Raw genomic sequence first — 21,758 nt, 5'->3', positions numbered from 1 at the left:
TTTATTTCCTCCTTGTAACTATTGTAGCGAAAAATGACAGCAAAAGCAATTGCTGATATCTGATATATAGATAAAATTCTCTATACTGATATTTAATTATATTATGATGAAAACAATATACTTTATTTTTTGATACTGTCAATAATTATGTGTAAACACTTAAGTAGAGTTACGGAGTGTTAATTAAATAAGCTTTCAAGTGTATCAGAACATTGACCAAACCCTTTATGGATTCGTTGACTTTGCTTGAAATTATAATCTTCAAACAACGTAACTAAGTAACGTTCCAGAGCCTCCTCATTAGGAAAAAGAACCTTCTTTTTCGTTTGATGTTTGATTTCTTTGTTAAGAGACTCAATGAGGTTTGTCGAATACATGCTGTGCCAAATCTGGTAGGGAAACTGATAAAAAGTTAAAAGATTATCCGTCTTCTCCAGACTTTCCATGACTTTCCTATACTTTGGTTTCCATTCGGCGAGAAAGTCCTCTAAAGCTTGTCCTGCCATTTCTAAATTTTCAGCACGATAAATCATTATAAATTGCCCCAGAATAACCGCTCTATCTGCTCGTTTCACTTTACTAGCTAGATTTCGACTAATATGAATTAAGCAACATTGTTGTTTAGCTAATGGGTGAGCCTGACTGATAATCTGCTCAAGCCCCTTAAAGCCATCTGTAACTACAAGAGAAATCTGTTGGATTCCTTGGTTTTGAAGCTTGTCTAACAGGGTGGACCAAGAAGCATTGTTTTCTTGGGGCAACTATGCATAGCATATCTCTATGCGACTAAAGTCGCTAGAGCTATCCTAATTGCGCACCGCCAGTTCTCATAGAAAAAAACACCTTGCAAGATGCAAAGTGTTTTCGTTTGTATTCTGCTGTCCAGTAACGAATTAACGTTTACTAAATTGTGATGCTTTACGGGCCTTTTTCAAGCCTGGTTTGGAAAGTATGAATTTCAGTTGGACTAAAAACAGCGTAATATCAAGACTTTTCTCCGCTTTTATAAAAGCGTTTTTCCAATCAAATTCAACTAATTTTATCTAAATGGTGTGGATTTTACCCCCAAAATTACAGAGAATGGAGCTGATAAACACTAAACGTTCACACCATTAGTTAAATGATTTTTTTCATCATTTTTCTTAGATGATAGAACTTCTAATTTATTTCTTATTCAAGCAAAAACAACCTGCTATAAGTAAGAAAGAGGAAGATACAAGAAAAACACGGCGTAAAAACCGATTCAGTTCATTGTCCTCAATCCTTGTCTGCTTCATTTTCTTTTACGAGATCGTTTTGTGAATCTTTTTCAGAGAGTTTTTGATCAATATACTTGTCAATGTTTTCATAAAATTCCTTGGTCGCTTCACTATCTAATGTTGGCGAGTTCTGAACTTGATTCACTTTCAATTGAACAGATTGAATACCGTAAGAGGCTTGTTTTTGGTGGAGTGTTTCTAATTCTTCTTCTGAAATCGGATCTCCAACAACCGTCAAGACCAATTCATTGTTACTTGACTTGTAGACTTGATTAATAACCGTATAATTGGCGAACTCTTTTCCTACAAACTGTTTGATCCCTTCTTTGCGCGCTTGTTCTATTGTCAGAGTAACTGCCGAATAGCTAGCTGGAAGAATCAACAATACAATCAAAGAAATCAAGCCAATTCTCATTTTAATGCTCAGCTCTTTAAATGAAGTTAAAGGAGATTTTCTCATCAAAATTCTTGTTCCAACAATGTTGGCTAGCATGATAAAGACACAGTTGATCAAGAAAAGATAGAGAGCCCCCAATAAAAATCGTACATTCCCATTAGCTAAACCATAGCCAGCAGTACAGATAGGCGGCATCAAAGCTGTAGCAATGGCTACTCCTGGCACGATATTGTTTGCTTCTTTTTTCCTTGAACCGATCACACCAGCAATCCCACCAGCAATAGCAATGAGAACATCCCAAATGGTTGGAGAGGTTCGTGCGATCAACTCGCTACTTGCATAAGACAAGGGAGAAATCCAGAAATACAGAGTCGAGACAAGCAAACTGACCAACACTTGAGTCAATAAAACCTCTAGAGATTGCTTGATTAAACGCGTATCAAAAATAGCTAAACCGAATCCCAGTCCAACAATCGGTGTCATGAGAGGTGAAATTAACATGGCTCCAATAATAACAGCTGTTGAATGCATATTTAGACCGATAGAGGCAATAAAAATTGCACACATCAAAATCGCTGTATCTCTCAATCGAACATGAAGGTCATCGTATAATTTCTCACGGTATTCCCGTGTTGAATAATTGGCAGTCATTTGTCCTCTCCTCTTTCCTTATTTAAATCGGTATAATAATTAATAATAACAGCTGATAAACAGCCAAAAAATATGAGCCCATAAATCGTCAAGAAGACACTGGTAATCCTTCCAATCAAGGTCACAGCTAGGAGATCCCCGTAGCCGACAGTCGTCGAAGTCACAAAAGCATACCAAAGACCGTCTCCGTAATTTGTGATAGCAGGTTCAACTAGGAAAAGCACGCCTCCTGACCCAAAAACAAAGGTCACAAAACTCAGAGCAAACCGAGTAAAACCCGTAACCTGTATAATATGCCATAACATTTTTAAACGTCTCATTTGTTCTCCTTATTCATACTAGCTCCTGACCGAGCCGTTTTTTCCAATAATCAAAGTGAAGATAGGACATGATCTCCATCAGAGAAAGATAGACAAACTGATAGATCTGATTTAAGCTGATTATCAACTGATATTGTTTGAAAAATGACTGGAAGAAAGACCAGATATGACTGTCTTGAATCAGTCCCTTCTTAACATCAGACAGGATATTAGCTAAAGCTCCCAAGGACTGAAACGGTAAATCCTTGACATTTATATAGATCCGGTCCACCACATCATTCAGACTGGTATCTTGGATGGCATGAAATTCTCCAAAGAGAACTCCTGCCGCTCCAAGAGTAGAAACAAATTCCACCAAATAATTTCTGAGGAAATTTTCTCAACCTTTTCCCATAATGTGTTTAGTGCCATCCATAACGATCCCAACCAGAAAAAGGAAAGAAAACAAGCAAAGAAATTTTGCCGTAAATCCCAAAAAGCTTCAAGACTTGGTGTTGTTGGTTTTTCTAACTCTAAAATCAAGATGGTCATAATAATTGCTAGAACAGCATCTGTCAATACAATTAATCTGTCTTTCTTCATCGGATTGCATCCCCTTTCTTTTTTGTAACATTCTATCTTATCGCATAATATTGGATATTCTTTCATAATCCGACTACAAACAAAAATAAACCAAAAAGTCTGTCCCTATTATGCTATATTTAACTCTAGAAGTATTCATCCATCTAATTAATAAATATATCATATTTCACAATAAATGAATACTATCAAAGATTCATCCCCTTTCACTTCATCATTTAGTGTTGCTTAGATTTATCAAAAACAACCAAATTTGTATTAATTTCAAGTATCACCTAGTTACAAAAATTTGGGGTGAACAGAAAAAGCATCCCGTATTTTTGATACGAAATGCTTTCAATAAGTTTAAATAAGTTTTAACGTTTACTAAATTGTGATGCTTTACGAGCTTTTTTCAAGCCTGGTTTCTTACGTTCAACTTTACGTGAGTCACGTGTAAGAAGTCCTGCGCGTTTCAATGAATCGCGGAAGTCTGGGTCTACTTGAAGAAGGGCACGAGCGATACCGTGACGGATTGCTCCTGCTTGACCAGCGTATCCACCACCTACAACGTTAACGAAAACGTCGTATGAACCTGCAGTTGAAGTAACTGCGAATGGTTGGTTGATTACAAGACGAAGGTCAGCGTGTGGGATGTACTCTTCAACATCTTTTTTGTTAACAGTGATTTTACCAGTTCCTGGAACAAGGCGAACGCGTGCAACAGCGTTTTTACGACGTCCAGTACCTGCATATTGTGCTTGTGACATACTTTATTGTTCCTTTCCTTAGATAAGTCCTGAAATATCAAGAACTTCTGGTTGTTGTGCAGCGTGAGTGTGCTCAGCTCCAACGAATACTTTCAATTTCATACCTTGAGCGCGGCCAAGAGTATTGTGTGGAAGCATACCTTTAACTGATTTCTCGATCAAACGTACTGCATTTTTAGAACGAAGTTCACCAGCAGAGATTGATTTCAATCCACCTGGGTGGTTTGAGTGAGTGTAGTAGATCTTATCAGTTGCTTTTTTACCAGTCAATTTAACTTTTTCAGCATTGATAACGATTACGAAGTCACCTGTATCAGTGTGAGGTGTGAAGGTTGGTTTGTTTTTTCCGCGAAGCACGCTAGCAACAACTGCTGAAAGGCGTCCAAGAGGTACATCAGTTGCGTCAACAACGTACCATTTGCGTTCTACTTGGCCTGGTTTAGCCATGAATGTAGTTTTGTTCATGATTTCTCCTATATGAATGTCGTTTTTGTTTACAGGGCGGATGTTCCGGTCCGCGAGTTATTTGAAAGGTTCCGGGGCCTTACAAATGGGGTAAACAATACCGCCTACTATTGTATCAAAATTCTAAGATAAAAGTCAACCGATTTGGAAAATTATTTGCGATTTTCTTTTCCAATGACAAATCCGATCAAGGAATTCGGGCCGACGTGGGCTGAAATAACCGGTCCAAGAGGCATCACGAGGACTTCATCTATGCCTTCAAGCGCAAGCATTTCTTGCTTCAGTGCTTCTGCTCCTTCTAGATCGTTGGTATAAGACACCAAGGCTGTGCTTCCACCGATGTCTGCCTTGATCAACTCCAGTAATTCTCGGACAGCTTTTTTGCGCCCCCGAACCTTGCTAATAGGAACTAATTTTCCTTCCGCATCTATCCAGAGAATGGGTTTGATGCTGGCTAGACTTCCCATGATCGCGGCACTCTTTGAAAGGCGACCGCCACGCATGAGGTGGTAGAGGTCATCGACCAGGAAATAGGTCCGCAGTTTTGGCGCTAGATCCATGATCTCTTCTTTGGCTTCTGCTAATAAACGACCTGCATCACGCGCAGCTACTGCCCGCATAACCAGGTAACCCTCTCCAATCCCAGCCGCCTTCGGATCGACAATCTCGATCACGGCTTCTGGGTAGTCTTCTAAAACCAGGTCTCGTGCCATGACTGCACTCTGGTAGGTCCCAGATAAGACTGATGAAAAAGCCACATAAAGCAGATCTTTCCCTTCTTTGGCAAACTGTTCAAAGGTTTCCTGAAATTGGCCCACATTGACCTGACTAGTTGTCGGTTTGGCCCCATTTTTCATGGCTTCTAAAAGCTCCGGGCTGGTCAATTGACCTTGACCAACTGTCCGGTAAACCGTCCCATCTAACTCAATGGTCAAGCCAAGAATGGTCACCTGATGTTCCTTAGCCCAGTTTTGGTCTAAATCTGCGGTCGAATCGGTTAAAATAGCAAATGTCATTTCTTGTCTCCCATCATTTCTTGTAATTGTCGCAATACTTGGTGATCGAGCGGTCGAATGGGTGGTTTTTGATCATTGACCACTCGCTGTGCCTGATTGAGGCTTCCTTTGACGACTGCGACTCGTTTCTCTAACTCTTTAGCGGATACCCGAAGGGCTCCTTGAGCAAAGACAGTCCATTGTTCATGTAAGTCACTGGTCGCGACGGATACCTGGTGGAGGGGCGTGTTGAGCTCTGCCGCCAAGCGCTCGATATAGTCGTCTGCCGTCTCATCCTCACCGGTAAAGACCACCTGAACATTGAACTCATCGTAGGTCTGCCGCACTCCTGGCATATACTGGGCATCAAAGACACAGATGACTTCGATCCCTTCAAAGCTAGCATAATGGCTCAGTTTTTGCAGGAGGATGTTGCGCGCCGCATCGAGCTCACTTTTTTGAAAGAGCTGGCGGGTCTCCTGCCAGAAGGCAATCATATTGTAGCCGTCAACCAATAAGATTTTTCGTTTCATATCATTGCCTTTCTACTATTTATAGTCTGTTGCGAAAGACCTCATACATGAGGATGGCTGCTGCCACACTGGCATTGAGGCTTTGAACATGGCCATTCATAGGAATGGTGATCATCTCATCGACTTGCTTTTTGATATTGGCTGAGATCCCTTTTCCTTCATTACCAATGATCAAAGCCAACTTACCAGCCGTATTCCACTGATGAGATGGCGTGCCGTTCATGTCGGTTCCAAAGATCCAGAAGCCCTCTTCCTTTAACTTGTCTAGGGTTTGGCTGAGATTGGTCACACGGGCAATGGGAATGTGTTCCACTGCTCCGGTAGACGTTTTCGACACCACCGGGGTTACCCCGACTGCCCGATGCTTAGGAATGATGACCCCTGAGACATTGGTCGCATCAGCTGTCCGCAAGATAGATCCAAGATTGTGCGGATCTGTTAAGCCATCGAGAATCAATAAAAGCGGGTTCTCTTCTTGGGCTGTCTGTTTCAGAATCGCTGCCAAGTCGGTGTAAGCAAAGGCTGCCACTCGAAGAACAAAGCCTTGGTGAACAGCTCCTTCTGTCATTTCCTGCAGGGTTTTCTTTGGCGTCCAAGAAATCGACACTTTTTTCTCAGCTGCTAAGGCCTTGATCTTGTCGACATTTTTCCCTCGGAGATCTTCTTGAATATATAATTTATTGCCTGTGTTGGCTTGTAAAGCCTCGGTGACTGCGTGGACACCGTATACGATATCGTTATTTTCCATAGAACTAGTATACCACAAGAAAGGAGGAAGAGGCCAATTCATGATATAATGAAATCAAATCTATCTCAATGAACAAACATAACTAGAAAGGAAGCCATGCCTCTTTTTCAACGAACCATCAAGCTCACCTTGGCCACCTGTTTAGCAGCTACCCTTGCTTATGCTCTGGGCTTGACCTATGCCATCTCAGCTGGCGTCATTGCCATCTTGAGTATCTCTGATACGCGTCGCAGTACCATCAAGCAGGCCTACCAGCGCTTTATGTCAACCTTGCTAGCCCTTGCTATCGGAAGTCTCGCCTTTTCCTTTTTAGGATTTAACCTTTGGGCACTGGGAGTTTTTATCGCTCTCTATGTTCCTGGTGCCTTTCTATTGGGTTGGCAGATCGGTATCACCCCTAGTACAGTGTTGGTTACCCACCTCTTGATTGAGCAGTCTACCTCCTGGGGGCTCTTGCTCAATGAACTTGCTCTCTTTTTAATTGGGACCAGCTTTGCCTTGCTGGCCAATCTCTATATGCCTTCTAATCAGGGAGCGATCGATCATTACCATGATGTTGTCGAAGACCAACTGAAAAAGATCCTTGGTCGTTTTGCGGAATTTCTTGGTAAAGGGGATGGTCGCAATGATGCTCGCTTGATTAAGGAGTTGGACAGCATCCTAAAGGATGCTTTAAATCTAGTCTATCTGGATCATTCCAACCACCTCTTTCACCAAACCAACTACCACATTCACTACTTCGAAATGCGCAAGCGTCAAAACGACATCCTGCGGGATATGGCAGAAAACGTCAACCGCTGTCAGTTAGCAGCGAGTGAAAGTATGATCCTGGCTCAACTTTTTAAGAAGACTGCGCAACAGTTAAGTCAGGAAAATCCTGCCCAAGATCTTCTAGATGATATTACTCAGTATTTGGCGATCTTCCGCGAACGGCCCTTGCCCAAGACTCGGGAAGAATTCGAAACACGCGCCACCTTGCTCCAATTGTTAAGAGATTTAGAAACCTTCATTCAGGTCAAGGTTGATTTTTACCAACAATTTCATCAGGAGACAGAATAGACAAAGAAGCCCTTGCCAAATGCAAAGGCTTCTTTATTGCGGGAACTGTTGAAAACGCTTTCCTAAAATGGTATACTAGAACAAGAAAATAACTTTTTAAGGAGGGTCTTCTATATGAAGTCTTCATATAAGAAACATTTGTACACTACGACGCTCAGCCTCTCAGCTGCTGTCTTGCTTTCCGTTATCGGACATGGCCAAGTTTCAGCCGATAGCTTAGAAGCGCCTCAAACGGAACCGAGCACGGTCCTTGAAGCGACACCCGCTACTGAGCAAGCTGTGACAGCTGAGACTGCCAGTCCTGCTACAGCTGAAAAAGGAGACACCGCAGCCCCTGCCACTTCTGCGGAAGCAGCAGTGACTTCTACTACAGAAGTTTCTCCAGCCGCTAGTCCAAGCACTAACCGTGCTGCAACGACCGCTGACCAAGCGACACGATTGGCTGATAGCACCATTTATCTCTCTGAAAAGAGCACGATTGATGACAAAGTCCAAGAAAAAGCTCAAGCTGCTGGCAAGATCAACTGGACCTTGGACAACAAGCCTCTCTCGGAGTGGAAAACCTGGGATATGGAGACTGGAACCCTGAGCAAGGATCCATTCCTTACTATCACAGAGACTGCAAACGGCAATGATTTGGATCTCCATATGGAAGTGAAAGATCTCTTTGGTGAAGATCTTAGCCTTCGGAGCCCAAATAATATCCGCCGGACTTACCGCAACTACATCGGCAATCATGAGCTGGTCGGAACCAATGCAGACTTGGGTGTGACCATCAATAAAACTCTTGTTTTTCGACCTTACCAAGACTACCATACACATGAAGAGATGCTCGCTGCTATCGAAAAATCCAAGGAAGAAGCGAAACCCGATCGTTTGGTGCAGTTAGAAACCCTTGGTAAGAGCGCCCAAGGCCGGGACATGAAGATGGGAATTGTGAGTAAGGACCAAGCCAGCATCGATCACTACCTGTCTAGCACCAATCCTACAGCTTTGACCAAACCAAGCGAAATGCTGGCTGCACTGAAGGACAAGACCTTGGATTACAAACTACCTGTCTTAGTCCACAACACCCACGCGGATGAGCAGCCAGGCATTGATATCATCACAGGCCTCTTTAATACCTTTGCAACCAAGGAAAAGGTGACCTTTAACACCACAGATGAAGCTGGAAATGCCAAAACTGTCACGCTAGATATTCCAAGCTTGCTCAATAAATTCATCTTCTTATTTGACTTCACGGAAAACCCAGATGGAGATGCTCTCAACCTGCGGGCCCTAGCAAACGGGCTCGATCCAAACCGGGATGCCAGCTACCAAACCAACCCTGAAGTCCGGACCGTCATCCAAATGATCAACAAGTGGAATCCGATCGCTCTCTACGACTTACACGGTTTTGTAAAAGAATTCTTAATCGAACCTGCAACACCTCCGCATGATCCGAACTTTGAATACGATCTCATGTCCAACCTCATGCTGGAAAATGCCCATCATATGGGCCGGGCTGGAGTTGCCAATTCCAAATACGACAGTTACATCATTCCAAAACTGGATTGGGGAGATGGCTGGGATGATTCCTTCTCAGGTTATACAGGTGTCTATGCTGTCTATCACGGCATCTTGGGCCACACCATTGAAATACCAGAATCCAACCAAGAATCCTATAAGGCTGGACGCAATGCTGTCCTCGGCGGCATTGACTTCCTCAACCAAGATCCAGACAAACTCCTTGAGATGCGGCTCAACTTCTACCTGCGTGGTCTCAATAAAACGGAAGATCCAAAAGCTGAAAATGAACTGGTCGGCCCAAATGGGGAAATCGTTGGACGTGTGAAAAACGGTCGTCCAAAATTCTTCCCAGACTACTACGTCATCCCGATGAGCCTCGACAAAGACAACGATGCCCAAGAAGCTTTCAATATGATCGACTACTTCAAACGCAATGGTGTCCTCGTCAAAGAGCTCAAAGAAGATATTGGCAACTATAAAAAAGGAGACTTAGTCATTGATATGGCCCAAGCCAAACGCGGCTATGCCAACCACATTCTCTACAAGGGCTCCAACGAATCTGCCTGGGCTGCGATGTACGCAGAGTTGCTGGTTAACTTCCCAGATATGAGAGGGTTCAAGTCCGAACCTGTCTTTGCGGATGGTCTTTTCAATGGAAAATTAGGCGAAGTCACCACCACCCGTGCGACTCGTACCTCTGAGATCGATCCAAAAGCTCCTTACTATGTGATCGCAAATACCTCAGCCAGTGCCGTTAAAGCTGTCAACCAGGCCATCGCGCAAGGAAAATCCGTCTACCTAACAGACGATGGCTACATCGTTGACCGTGATACCTTTGCTTCGCTCCTGCCAAACTATGCCATTTATGGTGATGCCCTCTACAAGGTACCAAGCGGACCAACTTTGAAACCGATGAAGGTCTACTCTCCGAACTACCACTATAATTGGGCCGGAGTAGATGCGCCTGCTCATACCAGTCTAGTCCTTGAAAAATTAGGCTTCCAAATCGTCAATACGCCAGAAGAAGCGGATGTTGTTATTTTGGAAAGCAACCGCTTTGATGCTTCCATTTTTGGCAAGAAACCAACCCTTGTCATTGGTGGGGAAGCCATGCAAAAATTGGAAAAATTGGGAGTTCTTACAGGATTTGACGCTGAAAAATTAAAAGGCGGTAGTGACTACGAAGGCTTGATGAAAGCGATCATTGATGACCAGGATCCATTGACCAGCGGATACAAGAAGAATACCCTCTTCTACTCCAACTCAGGAAACTGGATTGAAAAGGTTCCAGAACATTTCAAGACCTTGATGAGCATCGCTCCGAGCGATTATTATATTGCAGGTTGGTGGCCACATAACGATGTTCTGGCTAACAAAGTCATGGCCATCTCTGGAGAACTGATGGGACAACCACTCTTTGTCTATGCAGGAAATCCAACCAACCGTCAACACCCTGTCCACTTCTTCCGCTGGGTAACCAATGCAATCTTTGGCAGCAAGTTGGCAAGCTTGATGGATTACGTTCCAGCTAAAGAACCAGATCAAGTGGTGGTTCCAATTCATAACCAAACAAGCAATCCACAGCCAATCTTAGCCAAGAAGGATACTCCTAAAGTGCTCCTTCCACAAAAAGAAATGACAACAAAAAATGAAGAAAGCGTGCAAGCCTTGACTTACCAAGTAGGACAAAGCTTCCAAGAAAGTCCAGCCAAGGCACAATTGCCACAAACTGGAGAAGACACAACCGCACACTTCGTTCTTTCAGGCTTCTTGCTAGCCGTTAGCGGAGGCTTCCTCCTCTTGAAAAAGAAAGAAGTTGAGTAAGTTCCAGATTTAGACCTGGATGACATGAAAAGAACCTTCGCAGATGCGAAGGTTCTTTTCTATTCTGCCAATTCCAACACAACCGTTTGGTAAGGGGTCAATTCGAGCACTTGGTCTCCTTCTTGGAATAATCCTGCAGTATTATTTAAAACGAGCGTTTTAATCGGAGCTGGTAACTCCAAAGTGGCCTGGCGATTTTGGAAATTGCTGATTACCAAGAGACGCTTGTCCCCACGGCGTTCGAAGGCGATGATATTCTCACGGTCCCGATAAGCTGGGATCATATCTCCAAACCGGATGGTATTCCCATAGAGGGGATGACGATATAAGGCCGTCAGCTGACGGTAATAATTCAAAATAGAATCTGGATCCTTTTCCTGGTCTTCCACATTAATGGAATAATCTGGTTTGGGACTGATCAGCCAGGCTGGTCCATCGCTAAAGCCCAGACCTGGCTCTCTTGTCCACTGCATCGGTGTCCGCGCATTGTCTCGGCTGTAGTTGGCAATCACTGCTAAGGCTTCTTCCTCGCTCAAACCAGCTTCTTTAGCCACATGATAGCCATTGATGGTTGCGATATCATCAAAGTCCTCTACTGATTCAAAGACTTGGTTTTCCATTCCAATTTCTTGGCCTTGATAGATAAACGGAATTCCCTTGCGCAAAACCTGAATAGTTCCTAGGGCTTTTTTACTGGTGTCGTTTACTAGACCTTCCGCGATATAGTGTGACACCCCACGAGGCTCATCGTGGTTTTCAATGATGGTCGAAAGAACCCCAATCCTATCTGCGCGCTCATGCGCTTGGAAAATACTTTCCTTGAGTTCATCTGCTGTTGGAAGACTATGGTCAAACCAGCCTTTTCCTTCCTGCCCTAAGCAGGTTTGCTTGAAGTCAAAGATAGAAGAAAAGACACCATCTTTTCCGATAAAGAAATGCAACTCTTCGTCGGTTTCATTGAACACTTCTCCTACAGTGAAAGCATTGTACTTGGCAAAGGTCCGCTCATTTAACTCTTGCAAGAACGGTTCAATCGATTGGGCATTCACTAGAGACTCCGGTACTGGGACCAAGCCATTTTCGCGATCAGACGGAAGCGAACGCCATTCTAGATCTTTTTTGATATTGATAATAGCATCGATCCGAAAGCCCGCAATTCCCTTGTCCAACCACCAGTTGATCATCTTGTAAATTTCTTCGCGCAAGACAGGATTTTGCCAATTGAGATCCGGCTGGTCCTTGTGGAAAGAATGGAGATAGTACTTATTGGTGCCAGGAACTGGCTCCCAAACACTGCCCCCAAAGTAACTTTCCCAGTTGTTGGGTTCTTTATCACTTTCGATAAAATAAAAGTAATCCGCATATGGGCCATCTGGATCCGCTAAAGCCTTTTGGAACCACTCGTGATGACTGGAGCAATGGTTGACCACCAAGTCCATGATAATGGAAATGCCCCGCTTCTTGCCTTCCGCGATCAGCTCTTCCATATCTTCCATGGTTCCAAAAATTGGGTCAATGGCATAATAGTTGGAAATATCATAACCCTGGTCAATAAACGGACTCTTGTAAATAGGAGATAACCAGAGAATATCAATCCCTAAGTCTTGAAGGTAATCTAGTTTCTCCGTGATTCCTTTCAAATCCCCAACACCATCTCCATTGCTGTCTTTGAAGCTTTTGGGGTAGATCTGATAAGCGACCTTTCCCTTCCACCAGTCTTTTTCCATATTTTGTCTCCTTAAAATGAAAGAGACCGAGACAAATTGTCTCAGTCTCTATAGTGTCAGTAGGTATTAGTATACTGTTTTTTCAGTTTCTTTGTCGAAGAAGTGAGCTTTGTTCAAGTCAAATCCAAGTTCGATGGTTGCACCAGTTCCAAGGTAGTCACGCGCATCCACTTTAGCGATGAATTCGTTGTCACCAACTTGGCAGTACAAGTGAGATTCAGAACCGAGCAACTCAGACACAGAGATCGTAGCTTTCACAACTGATTCTGGGAAAGTTTCAAGGAAAGCAGCTTCTGTATTCACGTCTTCTGGACGGATACCAAAGATCAATTCTTTACCATCATAGCCTTTCTCTTTTAAGACTTTCAAAGCACCTTCTGGAACTTTCAAATTCAATCCATTAGCAACGATGTGTCCACCTTCCAATTTCACGTTAATGAAGTTCATCGCAGGGCTTCCGATGAATCCGGCTACAAATTTGTTCACTGGGTTTTTGTATACTTCTTGAGGAGTTCCGATTTGTTCTACACGTCCGATTGTACCAGTACCTGCAGGGTTTTTAGTAGCAGACATGATAACGATACGGTCAGCAAGTGTCATCGCTTCTGTTTGGTCGTGGGTTACATAGATCGTTGTAGCTCCGATACGACGGTGAATTTTCGCGATTTCAGCACGCATGGATACACGCAATTTGGCATCCAAGTTTGACAAAGGTTCGTCCATCAAGAATACTTTTGCATCACGGACAATGGCACGTCCCATGGCCACACGTTGACGTTGACCACCTGAAAGGTCAGCTGGTTTACGATCCAAGAATTCTTTCAAGCCAAGGATTTCAGCTGCTTCTTGTACACGTTTGTCGATATCTTCCTTGCTGTATTTACGCAATTTCAAACCGAAAGCCATGTTATCGTATACAGTCATGTGTGGGTAAAGAGCGTAGTTTTGGAATACCATGGCGATATCACGGTCTTTAGGTGCCACGTTGTTTACAACAGTGCCATCGATTGAACATTCACCTTCTGTGATATCTTCAAGACCAGCGATCATACGAAGAGTCGTTGATTTACCACATCCTGAAGGACCTACGAAAACGATAAATTCTTTGTCTTTGATGTCCAAGTTGAAGTCTTCAACTGAGTAGTGTTCGCTGTTTGGATATTTTTTGTAAATATTTTTAAGATTTAATTCTACCATGATGGTACTCCTTTGATTTTTATAGTTCTATTGTAAATGAAAACGTTTTACAAATCTATGGCAAGTCTCACAAAAAAGAAAAAGAGTTTTGTGCAAGTTGCACAAAACTCTCGATTGATTCCGTTTAAATGACATCTTGCAAGACTAAATGGTAGCAAAGAGCCAGATCTGTCAGATTTTTCAACTGGAGACCCGTTAGCTCTTCCCACTTATCAATCTTGTATTGGAGCGAATTGCGATGGAGATAGAGTTGCTGGGCCGCCTTGGTCACGACTGCCCCATTTTCCCAAAGAGCGACAATGATGTCTTGCAATTGATCTTGACTTTCAATCAACTGATGCAAGCTTTCTTTGATCGGGGTAAGATCCAGACCTGCCTGCTCGATCCCCCACAGATAGAGTTGGGAAAAGCGATAGACGCCTTGATGCCCTTCTCGGATCCAAGCTTGAAAAACCGCCTGTTCTGCTCGGATAACCGGAGCCACTTTCCCGTCTTTTGACTCGGTCCATACTTGCCCGACCAGGATAGATAAACGAATATTGAAGTCATATTCCATAGCAGAGACAGTATCTTTTAAGATATCGGCCACAGGCAAAGACTGGTCTTGGTCCAGAATGAGCACGTAGTCCTGTCCACTCAGTTGCAAGGTTGCTCGGAAGTTGGGCAAGAGTGTCTGCATCATCTCTAACCAAGAAGCCATCCCTTCCGCTGTTGAGTGCGAGAGGTGGCAATAGACAAGCTGCATTTTTTTGATGACCTGAGGGGCTTCTCCCTTTCCATCGATCAGGTATTGGTACCAAGGATTGGGGGCAAGATCTTCCTCACTGCCTAACCAAGCAATCAATTGTTTTTCTCGCTCGGTTAACTCTTCTTCCTTCAGTAGCAGCCATTGATGAGCCTGAAGGGGAACGGCTACATAACCAGCTGGTGGATTGGCTTGATCCGTCACCTCTGCATGAGGAAACCACTCTCTGATATTTTTCACTGCTTTCTTCCTTCTTCTACTTGCTGGATGCACCAGTCAATCAGCTCTTCTAGACGAGAGAGCTCCCCCGTCATATGGAGATAGCCCATGACAGCCTCAAAGCCTGTCGACATGCGATAGGTCACGACATCCGCATTTTTGGCCTTGGTATGACTATTGGTATTGCGACCGCGCTTGTAGATCTCCAACTCTTTTTCCGTCAGAATTTCTTGCTCCAGCATGCTTTCAATCAAGCTGGCTTGAGCCCTAGCAGAGACATAGCGGGTGGCAGCCTGGTGAAGCTTATTGGGCTTGGTCATCCCTTGAAAAATCAAGTGTCTGCGAATATACATGGAATAGACCGCATCTCCCTCAAAGGCAAGGGCAATTCCATTGATTAGATTGACATCAATCACGTGTCCACCTTACACCTTCTTTTGTATCCAAGAGCTTGATTCCTTGCGTAGCTAATTCATCGCGAATAGCATCTGCACGCGCAAAATCTTTCTTAGCCCGCGCTTCCTGACGTTCAGCGATCAAGGCTTCAATATCTGCATCCAAGACTTCTTCGACAAAGATCACTCCAAAGACTTCTAACATCTTGGTCAAGGCATCCTTGACGTCTTGGTTGTAGTGACCAGAATTGATCCATTTAGCCAATTCAAAGACGACAGTGATTCCGTTTGCCGCATTGATATCTTCATCCATAGCCGCGATAAACTTGTCCACAAAGCCTTGCAAGTCTGCTGGATCTACTTCTCCTGTGAACGGTTGCTCATAGGTATTTTTCAAATACTTGAGGTTGGTCTCCGCATCGCGCACCGCTTTTTCTGTGAAGTTAATGGGCTTGCGGTAGTGCTGGGTCGCAAAGAAGAAGCGAAGCACTTGGCCGTCGATAGTCTTCAATGCATCATGCACAGTGATAAAGTTTCCTAAGGACTTGGACATCTTGACATTGTCGATATTGACAAAGCCATTGTGCATCCAGTAATTGGCAAAAGTCTTGCCTGTTTTAGCTTCAGACTGGGCAATTTCATTAGTATGGTGTGGAAACTCAAGGTCAGCTCCACCACCGTGGATATCAATAGTATCCCCTAAAATTCCCGTCGACATGACCGAACACTCGATGTGCCAACCCGGACGACCAGGTCCCCAAGGGCTGTCCCAAGAAATCTCACCTGGTTTGGCAGCTTTCCAGAGGGCAAAGTCGACTGGATTTTCCTTGCGAGCTGTTTCCTCATCTGTCCGACCTGAAGCGCCTAGCTCCAAGTCTTCTAGGGTTTTATTGGCTAACTTAGCATAGTTGTGGGATTTTTCCACACGGAAATAGACATCGCCTTGGCTCTCATAAGCATAGCCTTTTTCGATCAAGTCAGCGACAAAACGAATGATGTCATCCATAAACTCAACCACACGAGGATGACGGGTTGCAGGCTTGACCCCAAGAGCCGTCACATCTTCACGAAAGGCCGCAATATACTTGTCTGCCACTTCCTGAGGTGTGATGCCTTCTTCTTTGGCACGGTTAATGATCTTATCATCCACATCTGTAAAGTTGGAAATGTAGGCAACTTCGTAGCCACGATACTCAAAGTAGCGACGAATCGTGTCAAAGGCTACCGTTGAACGGGCATTCCCTACGTGGATATAGTTGTAAACCGTTGGCCCACAAACATACATGCGGACCTTTCCTTCCTCGATGGGGACAAATTCTCGCAAATCACGAGACATGGTATCATAAATTTTTAACACGCTTCATTTCCTTTCTGTTTTTAGATTTTGAATCTATATTCTCATTTTTCCAACTCTAACGCAATATCGACAGCAATCTTAAAGAAAGTCATAGCATCTGCTTTTCTATCTTCACGTCTAGCATCCCATTCGTGATTGTGATGATCCACATAGTCAGCCGTGTAGAAAAATTGATAGACCTTGGCTTGTCGATATTGAGCCCAAGCCATGATAGCCGAAGCTTCCATATCTACAACTTTCGCTCCTGCTGCAAGTCTTCGTTTAACCTTAGCAGCTGTTTCACGATAGAAGGCATCTGTCGTCCAAGCTTTAGTCCGAATGTGCTCAATACCAGATTTGTTCAAAGCGTTCTCCAGAGTTGAGAGAAGCGCTTCATCATAAGAAATCTCATCACTTGCTGGAGCGTAGTGGTAACTTGTACCTTCATCACGTAGAGCTGAACTTGGTATAATAATTTTATCTGCTTGAATAGACTGATCTAGAACTCCACAAGAGCCCAGAACAATAAAGTTGTTAAAACCTCTCGCTTTGAGTTCTTCTAAGAAACCCACAACCATTGGAGCTCCAATAGTAGCCATAGCAACTGCAAGTTTAAGTCCATCTACTTCATAGATATACCATGGAAATTTGCCATTTAGGTTGGTGAGATAACCACCTTCATAGACTCCGTCTATCTGCTTGACTCTTTCCACTATCTCTCCATTAAAAGACAGAATAATAGTGTCACAAATTTCTCCACTACTAAGAAGGCTTCGATCAGTTGGCTCTATCACAGCAGGTACATTTTCAAATTCTTCTAGTAACATTTATTCACTCTTTCCTATCTAGATAAACCGCCTGAGTCTGTTTGATAAAGCCAATCTTTTCATACAAGCGTTTGGCACCTACATTGCTATCTTCCACTGCAATCTGAAATTCCTTATCATTTTGCTCAATGAGTTGGTTGATGAGGGATTTTGCCAGATAGCTTCCGTAACCTTGCCCACGATAGACTTCAGCAATCGCAAGTCCATAAAGGTAATTGCATTTTCCAGATACATCGACCGTACAAACGCCAATCACTTGACCTTCTTTGAGTAATATGTACAGCAGACTATCAGGATCCTTCAAAGCCTCTGAAATGTATCTGTGGCTCACTTCCGGTGCTTCCACTTCATCTGAAAAGGTTTGGTGGTGGAGCTGGGCAATGGCTTCAAGATAAGAAGGATCTGCCAAGAGCACATCGACATCCGAACGGGAATCTAATGCATAAGTGGTTCGATCACGTCCTAACCAGGTTTCAGTCTCTTCATCCTCGACCAGTCCCCAATTGCTGGCAAAATCAGGATGATTCTCTAGAAAAATACGCTCTGTCTGAAAAGTCACAGACTCAATTGGATAAGACGCCGTTTCTTTCTCAAAACTTCCATACAAAGCACGCGCAATTCCCTGCCGACGGTGATTAGGGTGGACCAGGATCGCTACTTCCACATCTGGGTCATCCGCATAGATAGTTAATAGACCAACAAGTTCACCTTTTTCGTAATAAAGGAAAAAGGCCGGCATATCGGGATCAAAATTGAGCATATTGGAGAGATAAGGATCCCGAAACGTTCCGTCATACTTCTGACAGATGGCAATAAGGGCCTTTGCTTCCAGTAGTTGGTGGTCATTCAATGTATGGGTTGATTGAATCACGTAGCGATCTCCTTACAAGCTCGAAGACCGATGGCTAGCTTCCTTAGCATGCTCCAGCTTGTTCATGTAGTATTCCCGTTTTTCTTCTTCTTGGTGAATGACTGGTTCGTCTTTTCGACCGTGTACCCGCACGATCTTGGCTGGAATACCGACAACGGTCACATCACTCGGTACATCGGAGACCACGACAGCTCCTGCTCCGACTTTGGCCTTGGCTCCGATTTCCACCGGGCCAATGACTTGGGCATGGGCGGAGACCAAGGCTCCTTCACGAACCGTTGGATGGCGTTTGCCGACATCCTTTCCAGTTCCACCGAGCGTCACCCCGTGGTAGAGCATAACGCCTTTTTCAACAATAGCTGTTTCCCCAATAACGAGGCCCGCTCCATGGTCGATAAAGACACCCGAAGCAATGGTCGCACCTGGATGGATTTCGATCTGGGTCCAAAAACGCCAGAATTGGCTGTGCATCCGCGCCAAGAGCTTAAATCCATGGTTCCACAAAAAGTGGGAAACACGGTGAGCTGCCAGTGCTTTGACGCCCGGATAGGTCAAAAGGACCTCCAGCGAGGTACGCGCTGCTGGGTCATTTTCTTTTACAATATTGATGGTTTCACGCCACCATCCCATACCGTGCTCCTCCTTTTCTAATGCTTATTCTGATTCTTTTTGTGTAATGGTAAAGTCTTTTTTAGGTTTGTGGTCTTTATTGTGGTGACGAGGACGGTCGCCATGGCGATGAGTTTTTTCACCTTTTTCCTCGCTGTTTTCTGCTTTTGGCGGACGAGGGAGAAGAGCTTTCATCGAAGCATCGACACGACCTTTTTCGTCAATCTTGATAATCTTCACATCGACTTCATCACCGATGGCTACCAAGTCTTCGACACGATTGGTGCGTGTCCAAGCCATTTCAGAGATATGAACGAGGGCATCCGTCTTGTCAAAGAGGTTGACAAAAGCACCAAATTTCTCGATCCGAACCACTTTGGCATGGTAGACTTCGTCCACTTTCGCTTCACGAACCAAGCCTGCAATGATTTCTTTAGCACGGTTGATCGCAGCTTGGTCGCTCGAGTAGATAGATACGTTACCTTCTTCGTCGATATCAATCTTAACGCCTGTTTCAGCGATGATCTTATCGATGGTTTCTCCACCCTTACCGATGACAATCTTGATCTTGTCCACATCAATTTTGATGGTATCAATTTTCGGAGCAGTTGGCGCCAATTCTGGACGCACTTCTGGAATCGTTGCTTCGATCACATCAAGGATTTCAAAACGCGCTTTCTTGGCTTGAGCCAAAGCTTCTGTCAAGATTTCTGCAGTAATCCCTTGGATCTTGATATCCATCTGAAGGGCTGTAATCCCGTCACGAGTTCCAGCAACCTTGAAGTCCATATCTCCAAAGTGATCTTCTAAACCTTGGATATCTGTCAATACGGTGTAGTTGTTTCCATCTGAGATGAGACCCATGGCAATACCAGCTACTGGAGCCTTGATTGGCACACCACCAGCCATAAGGGCAAGTGTTCCCGCACAGATAGATGCTTGAGATGAAGAACCATTTGATTCCAATACTTCTGCTACCAAACGGATGGCATATGGGAATTCTTCCAAGCTTGGCAATACTTGAGCAAGGGCACGCTCACCAAGAGCACCGTGACCAATTTCACGACGACCAGGCGCACCGTAACGACCTGTTTCACCAACAGAATATTGAGGGAAGTTATAGTGGTGCATAAAGCGTTTCTTGTACTCTGGATCCAAACCATCGATGATTTGCGTTTCACCCATTGGTGCCAAAGTCAAGACAGAAAGGGCTTGCGTTTGTCCACGCGTAAAGAGACCTGAACCGTGCACACGAGGAAGGTAGTCGACTTGTGCATCCAAAGGACGGATTTCATCGACCTTACGACCATCCGGACGAACCTTGTCTTCTGTAATCAAACGGCGCACTTCTGCGTGTTCCATTTGTTCCAAGATTTCAGCCACATCCCGCATGATGCGATCAAACTCTTCGTGGTCGGCATATTTTTCTTCGTAAGTAGCAATGACTTGGTCTTTGACTGCTTGAGTTGCAGCTTCACGCGCCAATTTTTCTTCTACTTGAACCGCTTTTTGAAGGTCGCTGTTGTAGGCTGCGATGATTTCAGCCTGCAAGTCAGCATCTACATGAAGCAATTCCACTTCTGCTTTTTCTTTACCGACCGCCGCAACGATTTCTTCTTGGAAGGCAATCAATTCTTTAACGGCTTCGTGCCCTTTAAGAAGGGCTTCCAACATGATTTCTTCCGACAATTCTTTGGCACCAGACTCTACCATGTTGATAGCGTGTTTGGTACCAGCTACTGTCAATTCAAGAAGAGAGCGCTCAGCTTGTTCTTGCGTTGGGTTGATGATGATTTCCCCGTCAACATAACCCACTTGTACCCCAGCGATTGGTCCGTCAAATGGAATATCTGAAATAGAAAGTGCCAAGGATGAACCAAACATGGCTGCCATTGGTGCAGATGCATTTTCATCGTAAGAAAGCACTGTGTTGATGACTTGCACTTCGTTACGGAAACCTTCCGCAAACATTGGACGGATCGGACGGTCGATCAAACGCGCTGTCAAGGTCGCATCAGTAGAAGGACGACCTTCCCGTTTCATAAAGCCACCAGGAAACTTCCCAGCCGCATACATTTTTTCTTCGTAGTTGACTTGAAGTGGGAAGAAATCCCCAGTTGCCATTTTCTTAGACATGACAGCTGCCGTCAAGACAGTTGACTCACCATAACGCACGACAACAGAGCCATTTGCTTGCTTGGCAACCTGACCAGTCTCTACGATCAACTCACGACCCGCAAAAGTCGTTTGAAACACTTGTTTTGTCATTGTAATCCCCTTTGGATTGATAAATTTATACGACTTGCCTACAAAAATCAGGATACAAAGGGCGTGAAGAATCCCGTATGAAAATAGGAGATTGACGCAGTGTGCCACGCACACTAGGAAATCTATCTTTTTCACTAGGGATTTAGCCCGTGTTCAACTATCAAGATACTAAGCCGTTAAGCAACTCAAAGGAAAATAGGAAATCGAACGACGGAGCGAACGCTCCTAGGTAGATTTATCTTTTTCCACAGAGTTGTAGGCGGGTTCAATTACTCAAGATATTTTGGACGGTTCGGCTTGCCGAACATTTCTGTAGAAAAATAGGAAGGTGACGCCGCACTCGATGAGTGCTAGGAAGCTTATCTTTTTTCCTAAGAAATGAGGCCAAAATTCAATTACTCAAGATACTAAGCCGTTAAGCAACTCAAAGGAAAATAGGAAATCGAACGACGGAGCGAACGCTCCTAGGTAGATTT

General features: G+C 44.1%; 20 protein-coding genes and 1 pseudogene. 2 read left to right on the top strand and 19 right to left on the bottom strand.

Annotated features, from left to right (window positions below):
• Positions 1-179 precede the first annotated feature (179 nt).
• The 10 genes and pseudogenes from H7T92_RS09525 to rlmB all read right to left on the bottom strand — a co-directional run.
• A pseudogene (locus tag H7T92_RS09525) lies at positions 180-758 on the bottom strand (IS256 family transposase); the annotation flags it as partial.
• 499 nt (positions 759-1,257) lie between these two features.
• Positions 1,258-2,307 (bottom strand): DUF389 domain-containing protein, encoded by a 1,050-nt coding sequence (locus H7T92_RS09520; protein WP_151379262.1) that lies wholly within the window; start codon positions 2,305-2,307, stop codon positions 1,258-1,260.
• On the bottom strand, positions 2,304-2,627 hold the full coding sequence (locus tag H7T92_RS09515) for a potassium channel family protein (RefSeq protein WP_001253404.1): 324 nt from the start codon (positions 2,625-2,627) through the stop codon (positions 2,304-2,306). The genes H7T92_RS09520 and H7T92_RS09515 overlap by 4 nt, the downstream gene beginning before the upstream one ends.
• A gap of 13 nt (positions 2,628-2,640) precedes the next feature.
• Positions 2,641-2,982, bottom strand: coding sequence for a hypothetical protein (locus tag H7T92_RS09510; RefSeq protein WP_000397556.1), 342 nt, complete (start codon positions 2,980-2,982; stop codon positions 2,641-2,643).
• Positions 2,907-3,209: a TMEM175 family protein gene (locus tag H7T92_RS09505; RefSeq protein ID WP_004240734.1), complete on the bottom strand. Its 303-nt coding sequence runs from the start codon at positions 3,207-3,209 to the stop codon at positions 2,907-2,909. Before H7T92_RS09505 ends, H7T92_RS09510 begins: the two co-directional genes overlap by 76 nt.
• A gap of 353 nt (positions 3,210-3,562) precedes the next feature.
• Entirely contained in the window at positions 3,563-3,955 is a 393-nt protein-coding gene (rpsI, locus tag H7T92_RS09500; RefSeq protein ID WP_002893764.1) for a 30S ribosomal protein S9, read from the bottom strand.
• A gap of 18 nt (positions 3,956-3,973) precedes the next feature.
• Complete coding sequence (gene rplM / locus H7T92_RS09495; protein WP_002876943.1) at positions 3,974-4,420, bottom strand: 50S ribosomal protein L13; 447 nt, start codon at positions 4,418-4,420, stop codon at positions 3,974-3,976.
• 152 nt (positions 4,421-4,572) lie between these two features.
• Positions 4,573-5,436 carry a DegV family protein gene (locus H7T92_RS09490; protein ID WP_201037647.1) on the bottom strand — a complete coding sequence of 288 codons (864 nt, stop codon included), beginning with the start codon at positions 5,434-5,436 and terminating at the stop codon, positions 4,573-4,575.
• Positions 5,433-5,948 (bottom strand): NYN domain-containing protein, encoded by a 516-nt coding sequence (locus H7T92_RS09485; RefSeq protein ID WP_201037646.1) that lies wholly within the window; start codon positions 5,946-5,948, stop codon positions 5,433-5,435. Before H7T92_RS09485 ends, H7T92_RS09490 begins: the two co-directional genes overlap by 4 nt.
• Positions 5,949-5,967: 19 nt before the next feature.
• A complete protein-coding gene (rlmB, locus tag H7T92_RS09480; protein ID WP_003010074.1) occupies positions 5,968-6,696 on the bottom strand; it encodes a 23S rRNA (guanosine(2251)-2'-O)-methyltransferase RlmB in 729 nt (242 codons plus the stop codon).
• A gap of 96 nt (positions 6,697-6,792) precedes the next feature.
• Between rlmB and H7T92_RS09475 the strand changes: the two genes are divergently transcribed.
• Positions 6,793-7,755, top strand: coding sequence for an aromatic acid exporter family protein (locus H7T92_RS09475; protein ID WP_201037645.1), 963 nt, complete (start codon positions 6,793-6,795; stop codon positions 7,753-7,755).
• A 114-nt stretch (positions 7,756-7,869) separates the two neighbouring features.
• The gene (locus H7T92_RS09470) at positions 7,870-11,088 is read left to right on the top strand and encodes an LPXTG-anchored zinc carboxypeptidase (protein WP_201037644.1); all 3,219 of its coding nucleotides are present in this window, start codon (positions 7,870-7,872) and stop codon (positions 11,086-11,088) included.
• 59 nt (positions 11,089-11,147) lie between these two features.
• Here H7T92_RS09470 and H7T92_RS09465 read toward each other — a convergent pair whose 3' ends face one another.
• The 9 genes from H7T92_RS09465 to pnp all read right to left on the bottom strand — a co-directional run bounded on the left by H7T92_RS09465 (position 11,148) and on the right by pnp (position 21,282).
• A complete protein-coding gene (locus H7T92_RS09465; protein ID WP_201037643.1) occupies positions 11,148-12,815 on the bottom strand; it encodes an alpha-glucosidase in 1,668 nt (555 codons plus the stop codon).
• Positions 12,816-12,881: 66 nt separating this feature from the next.
• Entirely contained in the window at positions 12,882-14,012 is a 1,131-nt protein-coding gene (locus H7T92_RS09460; protein WP_049518228.1) for an ABC transporter ATP-binding protein, read from the bottom strand.
• A 124-nt stretch (positions 14,013-14,136) separates the two neighbouring features.
• Positions 14,137-14,997 (bottom strand): helix-turn-helix domain-containing protein, encoded by an 861-nt coding sequence (locus H7T92_RS09455; protein ID WP_201037642.1) that lies wholly within the window; start codon positions 14,995-14,997, stop codon positions 14,137-14,139.
• Positions 14,994-15,392: a Mini-ribonuclease 3 gene (locus H7T92_RS09450; protein WP_003004765.1), complete on the bottom strand. Its 399-nt coding sequence runs from the start codon at positions 15,390-15,392 to the stop codon at positions 14,994-14,996. Before H7T92_RS09450 ends, H7T92_RS09455 begins: the two co-directional genes overlap by 4 nt.
• Positions 15,385-16,728, bottom strand: coding sequence for a cysteine--tRNA ligase (cysS, locus tag H7T92_RS09445; protein ID WP_201037641.1), 1,344 nt, complete (start codon positions 16,726-16,728; stop codon positions 15,385-15,387). Before cysS ends, H7T92_RS09450 begins: the two co-directional genes overlap by 8 nt.
• A gap of 41 nt (positions 16,729-16,769) precedes the next feature.
• The gene (locus H7T92_RS09440; protein ID WP_013904594.1) at positions 16,770-17,534 is read right to left on the bottom strand and encodes a nucleoside phosphorylase; all 765 of its coding nucleotides are present in this window, start codon (positions 17,532-17,534) and stop codon (positions 16,770-16,772) included.
• 4 nt (positions 17,535-17,538) lie between these two features.
• Complete coding sequence (locus H7T92_RS09435) at positions 17,539-18,405, bottom strand: GNAT family N-acetyltransferase (protein WP_201037640.1); 867 nt, start codon at positions 18,403-18,405, stop codon at positions 17,539-17,541.
• Positions 18,406-18,417: 12 nt separating this feature from the next.
• The gene (gene cysE / locus H7T92_RS09430; RefSeq protein WP_201037639.1) at positions 18,418-19,035 is read right to left on the bottom strand and encodes a serine O-acetyltransferase; all 618 of its coding nucleotides are present in this window, start codon (positions 19,033-19,035) and stop codon (positions 18,418-18,420) included.
• A gap of 24 nt (positions 19,036-19,059) precedes the next feature.
• Positions 19,060-21,282 carry a polyribonucleotide nucleotidyltransferase gene (pnp, locus tag H7T92_RS09425; RefSeq protein ID WP_201037638.1) on the bottom strand — a complete coding sequence of 741 codons (2,223 nt, stop codon included), beginning with the start codon at positions 21,280-21,282 and terminating at the stop codon, positions 19,060-19,062.
• Positions 21,283-21,758 lie beyond the last annotated feature (476 nt).

Origin of the sequence: Streptococcus parasanguinis (assembly GCF_016648855.1) — a bacterium.
In the GTDB taxonomy this organism is placed as follows: Bacteria; Bacillota; Bacilli; order Lactobacillales; family Streptococcaceae; genus Streptococcus; species Streptococcus parasanguinis_L.
The sequence above is the reverse complement of the archived record's forward strand: the minus strand, read 5'-3'. Positions and strand labels throughout refer to the sequence as shown.